Raw genomic sequence first — 15,238 nt, 5'->3', positions numbered from 1 at the left:
GTTCGCCTCAGCTGCCGGCACCCGCCTTCGGCGCCGCTGCCGCAGGCACCGCCTGCACCGACGCCGTCGGACACGCGGGCGTCGAGCCGCGCGCCGGGTTCGCGGCAAGCGTGCGCACGGCATTCGCGATCTCGTCCGAAATCTGCTGGACCGCGCGCTGATGCCCGACCGCAAGCGCATCGTAGCCACCGGCGACCGGCACGCTCGCCACGGTGCGGCAGGTCAGCAGCGCTTGCGTGCGCACCGCGCGCACGCTCCACACCGCATCGATGAGCGCGTGCGAGCCGGGCCACGACTCGAAGCGCTGCACGTTCACCTTGACCCGATAGACCGGCACGCGGTCCGGATACGGCGTGCCGAACACGTCGATCGTGCCCAGTTGCCGCGTCAGCGCATTCGACAGCGCGCGGCGGATTTCATCGCCCGGCAGCGATGCCCAGCGCTCCTGCTCGAGCACGCTCACCTGGTTGTTGCTGCTCTGTACGACGAACTGGTTCTTCGCGACTTGCGGCGGCACATCGACCGGCGTCACTTCGATCAGAAACGCCGGGTTCGCGACAGCAGCAGCGGCGCCTGCCGGGGACGCATCGCCGGTGGAGAGCGTATAAAACCGGCTCGACGGCGACGAGCACGCGGCCAGCGCCAGCGCACACAGCACGCCTGCCGTCGCCGCAACGGCCGCCTTGCCGCCGGAACCGGATCGCGCCGCCGTGCCGCGCGGCGCACGCAACGAACGGGTGAGCCACGCAAACGTCATTTGTTATCTCCTGGTTTTCCGCGGACGAGCGATTCGGGATGGCGCTCCAGATAGTCGGACAGCGCGTTCAGCGACTGCAGCGTGCGCGTCAGTTCCTGCAGCGCCTGATGGACATCGGACTGCAGCGGCGAATCCTGCTGCAGCGTCTGCTCGGCCGAACCGAACGTCTGTTTCGCGGCCGCGAGCGTGTCGCGCGCCTGCGGCAGCAGTTCCGAGTCGAGCTGCGAGAACAGCTTGTCCGCGTGCATGAGCGACGTGTTCAGATTCGTGCCGATCTGGTCGAACGGGATCTTGTCGAGCTTCTTCGCGATGTCCGCGATCTGCAGCTGCAGTTCGTCGAGCGAATTCGGCATGGTCGGCAGCTCGAGCGGATCGTGCGCTACGTCCACGGTTGCCTTCGGCGCATTCGGGAACATGTCGAGCGCGATATACAGCTGGCCCGTGATCAGGTTGCCGGTGCGCAACTGGCCGCGCAGCCCGTGCCGCACGAGGGCCTGCAGCAGATCGTTGCTCGGCGGCGTGCCCGGCGCCGGCAACGCCTCGTGCGTGCGCCGGCGTAGCCGGTCCGGATACAGGTTCATCGTGACCGGCATCGTGAAGTTGCGTATTTTCGGATCGTATTCGACGCCGATGCTCGTCACCTGACCGAGCACGATGCCGCGGAAATCCACCTGCGCGCCGACCGATAGCCCGCGCAGCGACTGGTTGAAGTTCATCACGACGCGCACCGGTTCGCCGTCGGGTTCGCGCATCGCATCGCTTTCGTCGTCGCCGAGGCGGAACGTCATGTTGTTCGGCGCCTGCACGCCGACCGCCTGGCCGGGCGGCGACTGGAACGCGAGGCCGCCGACGATCACCGTCGCAAGCGACTGCGTATTGAGCTTGAAGCCGCTCGAGTCGAGCCGCAAGTCGACGCCGCTCGCATGCCACCAGCGCGAATTCGTGCCGACGTACTGGTCGAACGGCGCGCTGACGAACACCTGCACCGTGACGCCGGTGCCGTCCTTGTCGAGCGAAAAGCCCGTGACCTGGCCGACCTGCACGCGCCGGTAGTAGACGGGCGAGCCGATATCGATCGAGCCGAGCGACTCGCCGCGCAACGTGAACTGCCGCCCTTTCTGGTCGACCGTGACCGCCGGCGGTGCTTCGAGGCCGACGAATTCGGTCTGCGTTTCGGTCGACCGTCCGCCATCGACGCCGATATACGAGCCCGACAGCAGCGTGCTCAGGCCCGTCACGCCGCTTGCGCCGATGCGCGGCCTGACGACCCAGAAGCGGCTGTCCTTCACCGCGAAGTCGTCGGCTTCTTTCGACAGCTGCACGTAGACGAGCACGCGCGAATGATTGTTCGACAGCTTGATCTGCTTCACGTAGCCGATGTCGACGTCCTTGTACTTGACCTTCGTCTTGCCCGGCTCGAGCCCTTCCGCGGAGCTGAAGCTGATCGTGATGGTCGGGCCTTTCTGGTAGATCGACTGGATCACGAGCGCGACGCCGATCAGCGCGGCGATCAGCGGAATCACCCACACGAGCGACGGCAGCCAGCGGCGGCGCGCGTCGATGTCGGGCTCGGGTACGTCCGGTCCGGGCGGATCGTGGCGCGGCGCGTCGGGCGTCGGGTCTTGTGGACTATTCATGGGGCGTGTCCTGGGATTTCCGGGAATCTTTCGGGGAAGGGGGCGTGCTTTCGTTGTTGTTCGTGCTGCTCGGGCGGCGGCGCGGCGGCGGGCCCGCTTCGATGTTGTCCCAGATCAGGCGCGGATCGAATTGCATCGACGCGAGCATCGTCAGAATCACGACCGAACCGAATGCGATCGCACCGGGCCCCGCGGTAATTTCGGCGAGCGACTTGAAGCGCACGAGCGCGACGGTCAGCGTGATGACGAAGATGTCGAGCATCGACCAGCGTCCGATCCGCTCGACGATGCGGTACAGCGCCGTGCGCTCGTGCGGCCGCCAGTGCGAACGGCGCTGCGTGGTGATGCTGAGCAGCGCGAGCACGGTGAGCTTCATCATCGGCACAAGAATGCTCGCGACGAACACGATGATCGCAAGCGGCCAGTCGCCCGACGTCCAGAAGTAGACGACGCCGCTCATGATCGTGTCGTCCTCGGTGCCGACCAGCGAGGTGGTGTGCAGCACGGGCAGCAGGTTCGCCGGAATATAGAGCACGGCCGCGGCGATCAGCAGCGCCCACGTGCGCATCAGGCTGTCGGGATTGCGCCGGTGCATCGGCGCGCCGCACCGTTCGCAACGCTGCGCCGGGTGATCGGCGCTTGTATAACGAACGCGTTTCTGCACGCGCCCGCATGCGTGGCACGAGATCAGACCGGCGCGCGAGGCCGTCAGGTATTTCATTGGGCGCTCATCCCCCGCGCGGCGCCGTGCCCGCTGCGTCGTGACCCGGCCGCGGCGCGGCGGGCTCGCCGGGATTCTTCGTGCGGCGGCGCGTCTGCCGCGTTTTGTGCCGCGTCAGCGTGTCGGCGATGTCCCACAGCGTGCGCGGCTCGAATGTCACGACCACCGCGAACATCAGTGTCAGCGCGCCGAAAGCAAACAGCGCCGCCTCGGGGATGACGCGCGCCACGCTCGTCATTTTGACGATCGTGACGAGCGTGCCGAGCATGAACACCTCGATCATGCCCCACGGCCGCACGAACTGGATCGCGCGCATAACCTGATGGAAGGCCAGCGGCACGAAGCCCGCCCGCACCGACAGCAGCACGTACAGCAGCGCGAGCAGTTCGGTCAGAGGAAAGAGGATCGTCGAGCAGAACACCATCACGGCGACGATCTGCATGTTCTGGGTCCACAGCACTTCGATCGCGCCGAACAGGCTCGCTTGCGACGTGATGCCGTTGGCTTCGAGTTCGATAATCGGAAAGGTCTGCGCGATCAGGAAGGTGATGAGCGCGGCCATCGTCATCGCGCAGATCGGGTCGAGGCGTCCCGTCGAACTGCCGTACAGCACGGACCCGCAGCGCGGGCAACGCGCGAGGCGCCGCCGGCCCAGGCGCGGCTTCTGAAATAGCGCATCGCAATCGTGGCATGCAATCAGGCGGTCTTGTTCCATGCAGGCTAGAGCAAAGCGTTAAGTGTTCAGCGGTCGGCAGCGCTCGCATTCGCGTGCGCGCCGCTCTCCACGGGCGGGCCATAAAAACCTGGCCACATAGTATCAAAGGCGCTTCGCCGTCACCGCATAGGGTGGCCGGACCCGCAGGCGGCGCGCTCGCGTGCTTGCGTGCCTCGCCATCGCGTCGCCGTCGTGTCGCCTCCGTATGCCTCCGTATGGCCGCATGGTGCGGAGGTGCGGCGTTTCCCATTGAGCCCGAGGCGTAATAGCAAATTCCGGACCGCACGATGCGATCCGTTCCGGACGCTTGCATCGAAGCGTGCAGGGTGGAGTAGCATGGCGCGAGGGCGCGTCCAGGATAAAAGTTGCGAGGCCGCAGTCGATGCGACACGCATCGACGGGAATAACGGGCGCGGCCATGCCGTTTAATTTGAATCTCGCGATTCCTTGCACGGGAGGCCTGTCGTGGCACATCTCTCGTCGTTTGCCGGGCACACAACGGGCCTGCGCTATACGCGCACGGCCATCGCCTTTCACTGGCTGATCGCAGTGCTGATTGTTTGCGGCTTTTCGCTCGGCTGGGTCATGACCGATATCCCAGGCTTCACGCCGACCAAGCTGCGTTATTTCTCATGGCACAAGTGGATCGGCGTCACGGTGTTTGCGCTTGTCGTGCTGCGCATTGTGTGGCGCACGACCCACGCGGCGCCGCCGCTGCCCGCGGGCATGCCCGCCTGGCAACGCATGGCCGCGCAGGCTATGCACATCGCGCTGTACGTGCTGATGGTGATCATCCCGGTGTCCGGGTATCTGTACAGTTCGGCGGCCAACGTGCAGGTCGTGTACCTCGGGCTCGTGCCGTTGCCGCGGCTCATCGCGCCCGATCCGGTGCTCAAGGAGGTGCTGAAGAACCTGCATATCGCGCTCAACTACACGTTGCTTGTGCTGGTGGTGCTGCATGTGGCGGCGGCGCTCAAGCATCAATGGCTCGATCGCGATGGCTTGCTCTCGCGCATGCTCCCTTTCCTCAAATAAGGACAGCCCTTGAAAGCCTCATTCACCCGGATCAGGGCCGCCGCATCGGCGAGGTGCTTCAGCATCGCGATTGCGGCGGCGGCCACCTTGCCGTTTGGACTGACGCCGCGCGACGCGCACGCGCAGATCGACGCCGCGAAGAGCACGATCACGGCGACTTCGAAGCAGATGAATGTGCCCGTCGAAGGCAAGTTCACGAAGTTTGCCGCGCAGCTTGCGTTCGATCCGGCGCAGCCGGCCGCGGGCAGCGCGAAGGTCGAGGTCGATATGGCGAGCTACGACCTCGGCGACGAAACCTATAACGACGAAGTGCGCGGCAAGGACTGGTTCGACGCAAAGACTTACCCAAGCGCGACTTTCGTCTCGAGCGCGATTGCGCCGGCCGGCGCGGACCGATTCAACGTGACGGGCAAGCTGACGATCAAAGGCAAGTCGCAGACGGCGGTCGTGCCGGTGACGGTGACAACGCAGGGCGCGGCCCCTGTGTTCGACGGGGCGCTCACGATCAAACGCTCGCAATACGACGTCGGGCTCGGCGAATGGAAGGACACCTCGGTGGTCGCCGATGATGTCGTCATCAAGTTTCACTTTGTCGGGGCGGGGAAGTGAAACCGTAGGAGGGCCAGCAACTGCAGGACGAGCAGCAACGGTAAAAGAGGCGTTCGGCATCGGCGCGCGCTTTCGCGCATCGAGCCTGAAAACGGGAGAATAAATGTGAGGAAGACACGCTTGGTCAGCGCCGTCGCGGCGCTCACGGCTTGGGGTTCGCTACACGCAACGGCGGCTGCCGACACGTATCAGCTCGATCCCAACCACACGTTTCCGAGCTTCGAGTCCGACCATATGGGCGGCTTGTCCGTATGGCGCGGAAAATTCACGAAGTCGACGGGAACCGTGACGCTCGATCGCGCGGCGAAAACAGGCACGGTCGACGTGACGATCGATATGTCGTCGATTCAGACCGGCAATCCGAAGCTCGACGAACATGTCCGTTCCGACGATCTGCTCGACGTCGCGAAGTATCCGACGGCGGTCTACAAGGGCACCCAGATCCGCTTCGACGGCGACAAGCCGGTCGAGGTGATCGGCGATCTCACGCTGCATGGCGTGACGAAGCCGCTGAACCTGAAGGTCGTATCGTTCAAGTGCATGCAGCATCCGATGCTCAAGCGCGAAGTCTGCGGCGTCGATGCGACCGCGAAGTTCGATCGCGCGGACTACGGCATCAGTCTCGGGCAGCAGCAGGGCTTTAACATGGCGACCGTACTGCATATCCAGGCCGAGGGAATCAAGCAGTAGGCCGCGGCGCCGGGTGACCGACAACGATCAATCACCAACCTGGGTCACCCAGAGAAAAAGGCCGGTTCGACATGAACCGGCCTTTGTGCCGAACAGAAGCGTGGCGCGAGCGCGCCGCGCTCAGACTTGTGCGCCCGCGTTCGGATCGTTCGGGTCGTGGCGTTCCTTCTTTTCCTTCACGAGGTCTTCACGCTTCACGCCGAGCCACATCGCGAGCGCTGCCGCGACGAATACCGACGAGTAGATACCGAACAGAATACCGACGGTCAGCGCGAGCGCGAAGTAGTGCAGCGTCGGGCCGCCGAACAGGAACATCGACAGCACCATCATCTGCGTACAGCCGTGCGTGATGATGGTTCGCGACATCGTGCTCGTGATGGCGTGGTTGATCACTTCGATGACGGACATCTTGCGTTCGCGCCGGAACGTCTCGCGAATCCGGTCGAAGATAACGACCGATTCGTTGACCGAGTAGCCGAGCACCGCGAGCACGGCGGCGAGCACCGACAGCGAAAACTCCCATCGGAAGAACGCGAAAAAGCCGAGAATGATCACGACGTCGTGCAGGTTCGCGATCACGCCGGCGATCGCGTACTTCCATTCGAAGCGGAACGACAGGTAGATCACGATGCCGGCCACCACGCACGCGAGCGCGAGCAGACCGTCGGTGGCGAGCTCCTTGCCGACCTGCGGCCCGACGAACTCGACGCGCTGTAACTGCACCTGCGCGTTGTCGGCCTTCAGCGCGCCCATCACCTGGTCGCTTTGCTGCGCCGAGCTCAAGCCCTGCTTCACCGGCAGGCGAATCAGCACATCGCGCGACGTGCCGAAATTCTGCACCTGCGCGTCGGCGTAGCCGATCTTCGTCAGCGTGTCGCGCACCGGTTCGAGCTGCGCGGCCTGCGGATACTGCACTTCGATCACCGTACCGCCCGTGAATTCGATCGACAGGTGCAGGCCGCGGTGCACGAGGAAAAACACGGCGGCGATAAAGGTGAGCAGCGAGATCGCGTTGAAGATCAACGCGCGCTGCATGAACGGGATGTCTTTATGGATGCGGAAGAATTCCATGGTCTCGTTCTCCGGGTATTAGCGGGTTGAACCCGGTTTCTTCGACGCGTTGCCGGCGGTTGGCGTGCCGGGTGCGCCCGGTGCATTGCGGCGGCGTACCGTCGGCTTGCCCGCGTTGGCCTGTGCGCTGGCGGCCGCCTTCGCCGCTTTGCGTTTGCCCGCGGAAGCGGGCGCCGGCACGTTCGCGCTACGCGCAGTGCCCGTTACCGCGTCGTCGCCGGCCGTATCGTCCTCGAGGTAAGCGGCAGCGCCGCCGGCCGTGGCTGTGGCCGTCGCCGGCCGCCATACCTGGCCGACCGCGAGCGACTTCAGCTTCTTCTTGCCGCCGTACCACAGGTTCACGAGGCCGCGCGAGAAGAACACCGCGGAGAACATCGACGTCAGAATGCCGATACAGTGCACGACCGCGAAGCCGCGCACCGGCCCCGAACCGAACGCGAGCAGCGCGAGGCCGGCGATCAGCGTCGTGACGTTCGAGTCGAGAATGGTCGCCCATGCATGTGCGTAGCCGTTCTGGATCGCGAGCTGCGGCGGCGCGCCGTTGCGCAGCTCTTCGCGCACGCGCTCGTTGATCAGCACGTTCGCGTCGATTGCCATACCGAGCGCGAGCGCGATAGCGGCGATACCCGGCAGGGTCAGCGTGGCCTGCAGCAGCGACAGGATTGCGACCAGCAGCAGCAGGTTCACCGACAGCGCGATCATCGAAATCAGGCCGAACAGCATGTAATACGCGATCATGAACGCGGCGATCGCGATAAAGCCGTAGACGACCGAATCGAAGCCCTTCTTGATGTTGTCGGCGCCGAGGCTCGGGCCGATCGTGCGTTCCTCGATGATGTCCATCGGCGCGGCGAGCGAGCCGGCGCGCAGCAGCAGCGCGAGGTCGGCTGCGGCTTGCGGCGTCGGCTGGCCGGTAATCTGGAAGCGGTCGCCCAGTTCGGACTGGATTGTCGCGACCGTCAGCACCTGGCCCTTGCCCTTTTCGAACAGCACCATCGCCATCGGCTTGCCGATGTTGTCGCGCGACACCGCGCGCACCGCGCGGCCGCCCGCCGAGTCGAGGCGGATATTGACCGAAGGACGCTGATGCTCGTCGAAGCCCGCCGACGCGTCGATGATGCGGTCGCCGGTGAAGATCACCTGTTTGCGCAGCAGCACCGGCACCTGGTTGCCTTGCGTGAAGAGTTCGTCGCCCGGCGGCACCGGGTCGTTCGGATTCGGATGCGTGTTGACCGGGTCCGCGAGGCGCGCTTCGAGCGTCGCCGTGCGGCCGATGATGTCCTTCGCCTTCGCCGTGTCCTGCACGCCCGGCAGTTCGACGACGATGCGGTCGTTGCCTTGCTGCTGGATCACCGGTTCCGCGACGCCCAGTTCGTTGACGCGGTTATGCAAGGTCGTGATGTTCTGCTTGAGCGCGGCCTCCTGCACGGCTTTTTCGACGGCCGGCGTGAATGTGCCGACCACCTGCCAGCCGCCGGTCGGAGCCGGTTGCGTGGCCCACTGCAGTTCGCTCACAGCCGTCGTCAGTTCCTTGCGCGCCGCTTCGGCGACGTTCTGGTCCGCGAAGCTCGCGACCACCGACTGGCCGACGCGGTTCACGCCGCCGTCGCGGATGCGATTGTCACGCAGCAGCGTGCGCGCATCGGACGCGTCGGAGTCGAGTTTCTTGTTCAGCGCGCCCGCCATGTCGACCTGCAGCAGGAAGTGCACGCCGCCGCGCAAATCGAGGCCGAGGTACATGGGCAGCGCGTGCAGTGCGGTGAGCCAGTGCGGCGACGCGCTTTGCAGGTTCAGCGCGACAACGTACGTCGGATCCGACGGGTCGCTGTTCAGCGACTTCTGCAGCAGATCCTTCACGCGCAGTTGCGTGTCCGTGTCGGCCACGCGCACGCGGATGTTCGCGTTCAGCGTCGAATTGTCGAACGTGACATCGTCGGTCTTGATATGGCTCTCCGCCAGCGCCGCTTCGACCTGCGACAGCGTGGCCGAATCGAGCTTGACCGTCGCCTTGCCGCTCGACACCTGCACCGCCGGCGCTTCGCCGAAGAAATTGGGCAGCGTGTACAGGAGACCGATGGCAAGCGCCACCAGCATCACGGCATATTTCCAGAGGGGGTAACGATTCATGGGATGGTCCAACGGACGGTTGGCGGCAAGGTGCCAGTTGCTTGCAAGGCCACGCCGCGTTCAGCTGGAGCGGCGTAGTCTTTGATCTTTGGGCTTCGGGACAGGGCCTTGCGGGTCTTGCTCTGGTTGCGCACGTAATCGCAAAAAGCGCGCAGAAGCGCGCTAAAAATACGTTACAGCGATTTGATCGTGCCTTTCGGGAGAATCGTCGTGACCGAAGCCTTCTGCACGGTGATTTCCGTTCCTTCCGAGATTTCGACGCCGACATAGGCGTCGCCGACTTTCGTGATCTTGCCGACAATGCCGCCGTTCGTCACCACTTCGTCGCCTTTGGCCATCGCCGCGAGCATGTTGCGATGCTCTTTCTGGCGCTTCATTTGCGGGCGAATCATGATGAAGTAGAGCACTGCGAACATGAGGATGAGCGGCAGGAAGCTCATCAGGCTCGATTCGGCGCCCCCGGCGGCACTGCCTTGCGCGAATGCATTGGAAATGAACGACGGCACGTTGGTCTCTCCGTTTATACCAGTCAAAAAAAGTCAGCCGATTATTCTACCACCGGCACTTTGCGCGACGGCGCGCCACAATTGCATCTGAACCAGCGTGCGCGCGTGCGATACGGCTTCGACACGTTGCGCGGCACGCCGTCGCGAAAGTGAATTGTAATATTTCGCGCGGCATTCGATGCACCGATGTGCCCGCGTCCCGCTAATCGGTGCCGCGCGCGCGATTCTCGTGGAACTGCTTGCGAAACGCGGTGAAGTTGCCGCCGTCGATCGCGTCGCGCATCTCCTGCATCAGTTCGAGGTAGTAATGCAGGTTGTGGATCGTATTCAACTGCGCGCCGAGAATTTCGCCGACGCGATGCAGGTGGTGCAGATACCCGCGCGTGAAGTGGCGGCATGTGTAGCAGCCGCATTGATCGTCGAGCGGGCGCAGCGAGCTCTTGTGCGTCGCATTGCGGATCTTGATGTCGCCGAAACGCGTGAACAGCCAGCCGTTGCGCGCGTTGCGTGTGGGCATGACGCAGTCGAACATGTCGACACCCGCCGCGACGCCGGCCACGAGATCTTCCGGCGTGCCGACGCCCATCAAATAGTGCGGCTTGTGCGCGGGCAGCCGCGGCGCGACGTGCTCGAGCACGCGCATCATGTCCTCTTTTGGCTCGCCGACCGAGAGTCCGCCGATCGCGAGGCCGTGGAAGTCCATCTCGGCGAGGCCCGCTACCGATTCGTCGCGCAGATCCTCGAACATGCCGCCCTGAACGATGCCGAACAGCGCATTCGGGTTCGACAGGCGGTTGAATTCGTCGATCGAGCGCCTGGCCCAGCGCATCGACATGCGCATCGACGCGGCCGCTTCGTCGCGCGTCGTCGGCACGCCGTTGGTCGCGTACGGCGTGCATTCGTCGAACTGCATCACGATGTCCGAATTCAGCACTTTCTGGATTTGCATCGAGACTTCCGGCGACAGGAACAGCTTGTCGCCGTTGATCGGCGACGCGAACGTGACGCCGTCTTCGGTGATCTTGCGCAGATCGCCGAGCGAGAAGACCTGGAAGCCGCCCGAGTCGGTCAGGATCGGCCGCTTCCAGCCCATGAAGCCGTGCAGACCGCCATGCGCCGCGATCGTTTCGAGGCCCGGGCGCAGCCACAGATGGAACGTGTTGCCGAGAATGATTTGCGCGCGGATTTCTTCGAGCTCGCGCGGCTGGATCGCTTTGACCGTGCCGTAGGTGCCGACCGGCATGAAGATCGGTGTTTCGACGACGCCGTGGTTCAGCGTGAGGCGGCCGCGGCGCGCGAGGCCGTCGGTTGTCAGCAGATCGAATTTGAGGCCGCCGGCGGGCAGCGTGTGGCTTGCCGCCGGGTGTTCGGCACGATCGGCACGATCGGCGCGATCCGCGTGATTGTTGTGATGATGACCGTCGGTCATTGAGAGGCTCCTGAGCAACTGGAGAACAGTCCAGCGCAAGTCATGAAAACGCCGGCCGGAGCTTACCGGGCAGCGGTGAAACCGGCTTTACTTTTTTGCGTTCGCATCGGGTCGGGCATGACCTTCCATCACACATCGCTGCGCGTCAGCAACATCGCGTCGCCATAGCTGAAGAAGCGGTAACGCGCGTCGATCGCATGCGTGTACGCGGCACGAATCGTATCGATACCGGCGAATGCGGAGACGAGCATCAGGAGCGTCGATTTCGGCAAGTGGAAGTTCGTCACGAGCCGGTCGACGACACGAAAACGATAGCCTGGCGTGATGAAAATATCCGTTTCCGCGCTAGTTGCCGCGAGCGGCCGGCCCGCGCTTTCCGCGTCGCGCGCGGCCGCTTCGAGCGCGCGCATCGACGTCGTGCCCACCGCGATCACGCGGCCGCCGCGCGCACGCGTCGCGGCGATTTTATCGACGAGCGACTGCGGCAGCTGATACCACTCGCTGTGCATCTTGTGCTCCGCGATGTTTTCGACGCGCACCGGCTGGAACGTGCCCGCGCCGACATGCAGCGTGAGCGTGGCGCGCTCGACGCCGTGCGCATCGAGCCGCGCAAAGAGGGCTTCGTCGAAATGCAGGCCGGCGGTCGGCGCGGCAACCGCGCCGGGATGTTGCGCGTAGACGGTCTGGTAGCGCGTCTCGTCGGTCGCATCGGGATCGTGCTCGATGTACGGCGGCAGCGGCAGCCGGCCGTATTGCTCGATCAGCATCAGGCAATCGGCCGGGAAATGCAGCGTGTAGAACGGTTCGACACGCTCGCCGACCGTCACGTCGAACGCGTCGGCAAGACGTATTTGCGTGCCGGCGGCCGGGCTCTTGCTCGCGCGGATTTGTGCCAGTGCGGTGCGTTCGCCGGTCAGCCGCTCGATCAGTACCTCGACCTTGCCGCCGCTCGACTTATGGCCGAGAAAGCGCGCCTTCAGCACCTTGGTGTCGTTGAATACGAGCAGGTCGCCTGGCGCGACGCAGTCGGGCAACTCGGCGAAGCGGCGGTCAATGAGCGTGGCCGGCCGGGTCCGGTTGTCCACCTCGAGCAGGCGGCTTGCGCTGCGCTCGGGCAATGCGACTTGTGCAATCAGTTCGGGCGGCAGTGCGAAATCGAAATCGGAGAGCGTGAACATGCGGACGTGCTGGATACGGGACGGCTAAAAAAGGGCGTGCCAATGACGCAGGCGCCTGGGGTCGGCTTTTGCAGCAAAGCGGCGACGGATACGGCGGCAATGCGACGGCGACGATGCGGCGACCGGCCGCACATTGCGGCAAACGACGCGTGCCGGGCACGAGCGGCAGGATGCGGCCATGAACCAATCCGCGCCGGACTCAAGCGAAACTTCAAACGAAACTTCACGCGAAACAGATCGGATGGAATCGCCGCCGCGCGCCGAGCGGCTATGATTGCGGGACATTGCCGAGCCCGCGCCTGCCGTCCTGATGCTGCGCCGAACGGCCACGAAAACGTGGAAAGCCGATATTGTACTTGCGAAGCGACTCATGCCCTTGTCCGAACGCCGTCCGCCGATAAATCCCGATGACGCCGACGCGGCGCCGCCGCGCCGCGCTTCGCGAGGCAAGGCGGCGCAGGTGAGCGACGCTGCCGCGGCCGCACGCGCGCAGCAGGAGCCGGCGTTCGCATCGGAGGGCTCAACCGCGCAAGCGGCAAAGAAGCCGTCCGTGAAGCGCGCGGGAAAGCCGGCTATCGACCCCGCGTCGGAGAAGACCGCGGAAAAGGCCGCTGGAAAGGCCGCCGATAAGGTTGCAGACAAGGTTGCCGATAAGCCCGCGCTCCCGCGTACCGCCGACAAGCTTGCCAAGCTCGGCCTCTCGCGCGACATCGATCTCGTGCTGCATCTGCCGATGCGCTACGAAGACGAAACGTCGCTGACGCCGATCGGCGAACTGCTGCCCGGCGGCATCGCGCAGACGGAAGGCGTCGTGTTCGACAACGAAATCGCCTACCGGCCGCGCCGTCAGCTGCTCGTGAAGCTGCGCGACGATGCCGGCGACGAGCTCGTGCTGCGCTTTCTGAACTTCTACGGCTCGCAGGTCAAGCAGATGTCGGTCGGTGTGCGGCTGCGCGTGCGCGGCGATGTACGCGGCGGCTTCTTCGGCATGGAGATGGTTCATCCGGCCGTGCGCGTCGTCGACGAAGACACGCCGCTGCCGCAGGCGCTGACGCCCGTTTATCCGAGCACGGCGGGCGTGACGCAGGCGTACTTGCGCAAGGCCATCGACAACGCGCTGTCGCGCACGGCGCTGCCGGAATTGCTGCCGGAACCGATCGCGCACGCGTACCTGAAGCCGCTCGAATTACCGCCGCTGATGCAGGCGGTGCGCACGCTGCACCACCCGCATGCCGACGCCGACGAAACCGCGCTGATCGACGGCACGCATCCGGCGTGGTCGCGCATCAAGTTCGAGGAACTGCTCGCGCAACAGATGTCGCTCAAACGCGCGCACGAGGAACGCCGCACGCGCTCAGCCCCGGCGATGCCGCGCCGCGCGGCCGGCGATGCGGCTTCGCTGGTCGCGCGTCTGCTTGCCGCGCTGCCGTTCTCGTTAACGGACGCGCAACAGCGCGTCGGCGCCGAAATCGCGCACGATCTGACGCAGCCGCACCCGATGCAGCGTCTGCTGCAGGGCGACGTCGGCAGCGGCAAGACGATCGTCGCCGCGCTCGCCGCCGCGCAGGCGATCGACGCCGGCTACCAGGCCGCGCTGATGGCGCCGACCGAAATCCTCGCCGAGCAGCACGCGCGCAAGCTGCGTGGCTGGCTCGAACCGCTTGGCGTGACGGTCGCGTGGCTCGCGGGCAGTCTCAAAGCGAAGGAAAAACGCGCGGCGCTCGAGGCGGCCTCGCTCGGTACCGCGCGGCTCGTGATCGGCACGCACGCGATCATCCAGGACACCGTCGAATTCGCGCGCCTCGGGCTCGTGATCGTCGACGAACAGCATCGCTTCGGTGTCGAACAGCGTCTCGCGTTGCGCGCCAAGGCGAAAAATGCGGCGGACGGCGCGCGCGCGTTCCAGCCGCACCAGTTGATGATGTCGGCGACACCGATTCCGCGCACGCTGGCGATGACGTACTACGCAGACCTCGACGTGTCGACGATCGACGAATTGCCGCCGGGCCGCACGCCAATCCTGACCAAGCTGATCTCCGACGCGCGCCGCGAAGAGGTGATCGGGCGCGTGCGCGAAGCGGCGCTGACGGGGCGCCAGGTCTACTGGGTCTGCCCGCTGATCGAGGAGAGCGAGACGCTGCAGCTCCAGACGGCGGTCGAGACCTACGAAACGCTCGTAGCCGCGCTGCCCGAGCTGAAAGTCGGGCTCGTGCACGGCCGCCTCGCGCCCGCGGAAAAAGCGGCGGTGATGGACGCGTTCACGCGCAACGAGGTTCAACTGCTGGTCGCGACGACGGTGATCGAAGTCGGCGTCGACGTGCCGAACGCGTCGTTAATGGTGATCGAGCACGCGGAGCGCTTCGGGCTCGCGCAACTGCATCAGTTGCGCGGCCGGGTGGGGCGCGGCAGCGTCGCGTCGGTGTGCGTGCTGCTGTATTCGGGGCCGCTCTCGATTGCCGGTCGCGCGCGCCTGCAAACGATGCGCGAAACCACCGACGGCTTCGAAATCGCCCGCCGCGACCTCGATATTCGCGGTCCCGGCGAGTTTCTCGGCGCGCGCCAGTCCGGCGCGGCGATGCTGCGCTTTGCGGACCTGCAGCAGGACGGCTGGCTGATCGAGCCGGCGCGCGAAGCGGCGGCGCAGTTACTGGCGCAGTACCCGGATGTCGTCACCCAGCACCTCGCGCGCTGGCTCGGCGCGCGTGAGCACTATCTGAAGGCGTAGGTCATAAACGGCACCAATGAGGCACCCGACGAGGCGGA

The 15,238-nt window shown here is 65.1% G+C and carries 13 protein-coding genes; 4 read left to right on the top strand and 9 right to left on the bottom strand.

The window, feature by feature from the left end; translation table 11 throughout:
- Positions 1-7: 7 nt before the first annotated feature.
- The 4 genes from ACYPXD_RS26105 to ACYPXD_RS26090 are packed head-to-tail and all read right to left on the bottom strand — an operon-like array spanning position 8 to position 3,830.
- A complete protein-coding gene (locus ACYPXD_RS26105) occupies positions 8-757 on the bottom strand; it encodes a PqiC family protein (RefSeq protein WP_459718002.1) in 750 nt (249 codons plus the stop codon).
- Positions 754-2,394, bottom strand: a complete 1,641-nt coding sequence (locus tag ACYPXD_RS26100; protein ID WP_459717997.1) for a PqiB family protein — start codon at positions 2,392-2,394, stop codon at positions 754-756. The genes ACYPXD_RS26105 and ACYPXD_RS26100 overlap by 4 nt, the downstream gene beginning before the upstream one ends.
- Positions 2,387-3,115: a paraquat-inducible protein A gene (locus ACYPXD_RS26095; protein ID WP_459717993.1), complete on the bottom strand. Its 729-nt coding sequence runs from the start codon at positions 3,113-3,115 to the stop codon at positions 2,387-2,389. Before ACYPXD_RS26095 ends, ACYPXD_RS26100 begins: the two co-directional genes overlap by 8 nt.
- A 7-nt stretch (positions 3,116-3,122) precedes the next feature.
- Positions 3,123-3,830, bottom strand: coding sequence for a paraquat-inducible protein A (locus tag ACYPXD_RS26090; RefSeq protein ID WP_459717990.1), 708 nt, complete (start codon positions 3,828-3,830; stop codon positions 3,123-3,125).
- 465 nt (positions 3,831-4,295) lie between these two features.
- On the opposite strand from ACYPXD_RS26090, the gene ACYPXD_RS26085 reads away from it, so the two are divergent.
- From ACYPXD_RS26085 to ACYPXD_RS26075, 3 genes are all read left to right on the top strand, one after another.
- Positions 4,296-4,865, top strand: coding sequence for a cytochrome b (locus ACYPXD_RS26085; protein ID WP_459717987.1), 570 nt, complete (start codon positions 4,296-4,298; stop codon positions 4,863-4,865).
- Positions 4,866-4,874: 9 nt separating this feature from the next.
- Positions 4,875-5,474 (top strand): YceI family protein, encoded by a 600-nt coding sequence (locus ACYPXD_RS26080; RefSeq protein WP_459717983.1) that lies wholly within the window; start codon positions 4,875-4,877, stop codon positions 5,472-5,474.
- A gap of 120 nt (positions 5,475-5,594) precedes the next feature.
- Positions 5,595-6,164 carry a YceI family protein gene (locus ACYPXD_RS26075; RefSeq protein ID WP_459717980.1) on the top strand — a complete coding sequence of 190 codons (570 nt, stop codon included), beginning with the start codon at positions 5,595-5,597 and terminating at the stop codon, positions 6,162-6,164.
- A gap of 120 nt (positions 6,165-6,284) precedes the next feature.
- On the opposite strand, the gene secF is transcribed toward ACYPXD_RS26075, so the two are convergent.
- From secF to queA, 5 genes are all read right to left on the bottom strand, one after another.
- The gene (gene secF / locus ACYPXD_RS26070) at positions 6,285-7,235 is read right to left on the bottom strand and encodes a protein translocase subunit SecF (RefSeq protein ID WP_459717976.1); all 951 of its coding nucleotides are present in this window, start codon (positions 7,233-7,235) and stop codon (positions 6,285-6,287) included.
- An 18-nt stretch (positions 7,236-7,253) separates the two neighbouring features.
- The gene (gene secD, locus ACYPXD_RS26065) at positions 7,254-9,362 is read right to left on the bottom strand and encodes a protein translocase subunit SecD (RefSeq protein WP_459717973.1); all 2,109 of its coding nucleotides are present in this window, start codon (positions 9,360-9,362) and stop codon (positions 7,254-7,256) included.
- 173 nt (positions 9,363-9,535) lie between these two features.
- A complete protein-coding gene (gene yajC, locus ACYPXD_RS26060) occupies positions 9,536-9,802 on the bottom strand; it encodes a preprotein translocase subunit YajC (protein ID WP_246641727.1) in 267 nt (88 codons plus the stop codon).
- A 268-nt stretch (positions 9,803-10,070) separates the two neighbouring features.
- Positions 10,071-11,297 (bottom strand): tRNA guanosine(34) transglycosylase Tgt, encoded by a 1,227-nt coding sequence (tgt, locus tag ACYPXD_RS26055; RefSeq protein WP_459717970.1) that lies wholly within the window; start codon positions 11,295-11,297, stop codon positions 10,071-10,073.
- Between the two features lie 128 nt (positions 11,298-11,425).
- Positions 11,426-12,475: a tRNA preQ1(34) S-adenosylmethionine ribosyltransferase-isomerase QueA gene (gene queA, locus ACYPXD_RS26050; RefSeq protein WP_459717967.1), complete on the bottom strand. Its 1,050-nt coding sequence runs from the start codon at positions 12,473-12,475 to the stop codon at positions 11,426-11,428.
- A 370-nt stretch (positions 12,476-12,845) separates the two neighbouring features.
- Between queA and recG the strand changes: the two genes are divergently transcribed.
- Positions 12,846-15,200, top strand: a complete 2,355-nt coding sequence (recG, locus tag ACYPXD_RS26045) for an ATP-dependent DNA helicase RecG (RefSeq protein WP_459717962.1) — start codon at positions 12,846-12,848, stop codon at positions 15,198-15,200.
- Positions 15,201-15,238 lie beyond the last annotated feature (38 nt).

This window comes from Paraburkholderia sp. 2C, assembly GCF_054589215.1.
Note: the sequence above shows the minus strand (reverse complement) of the source record. Positions and strands in the feature narration are given on the sequence as shown.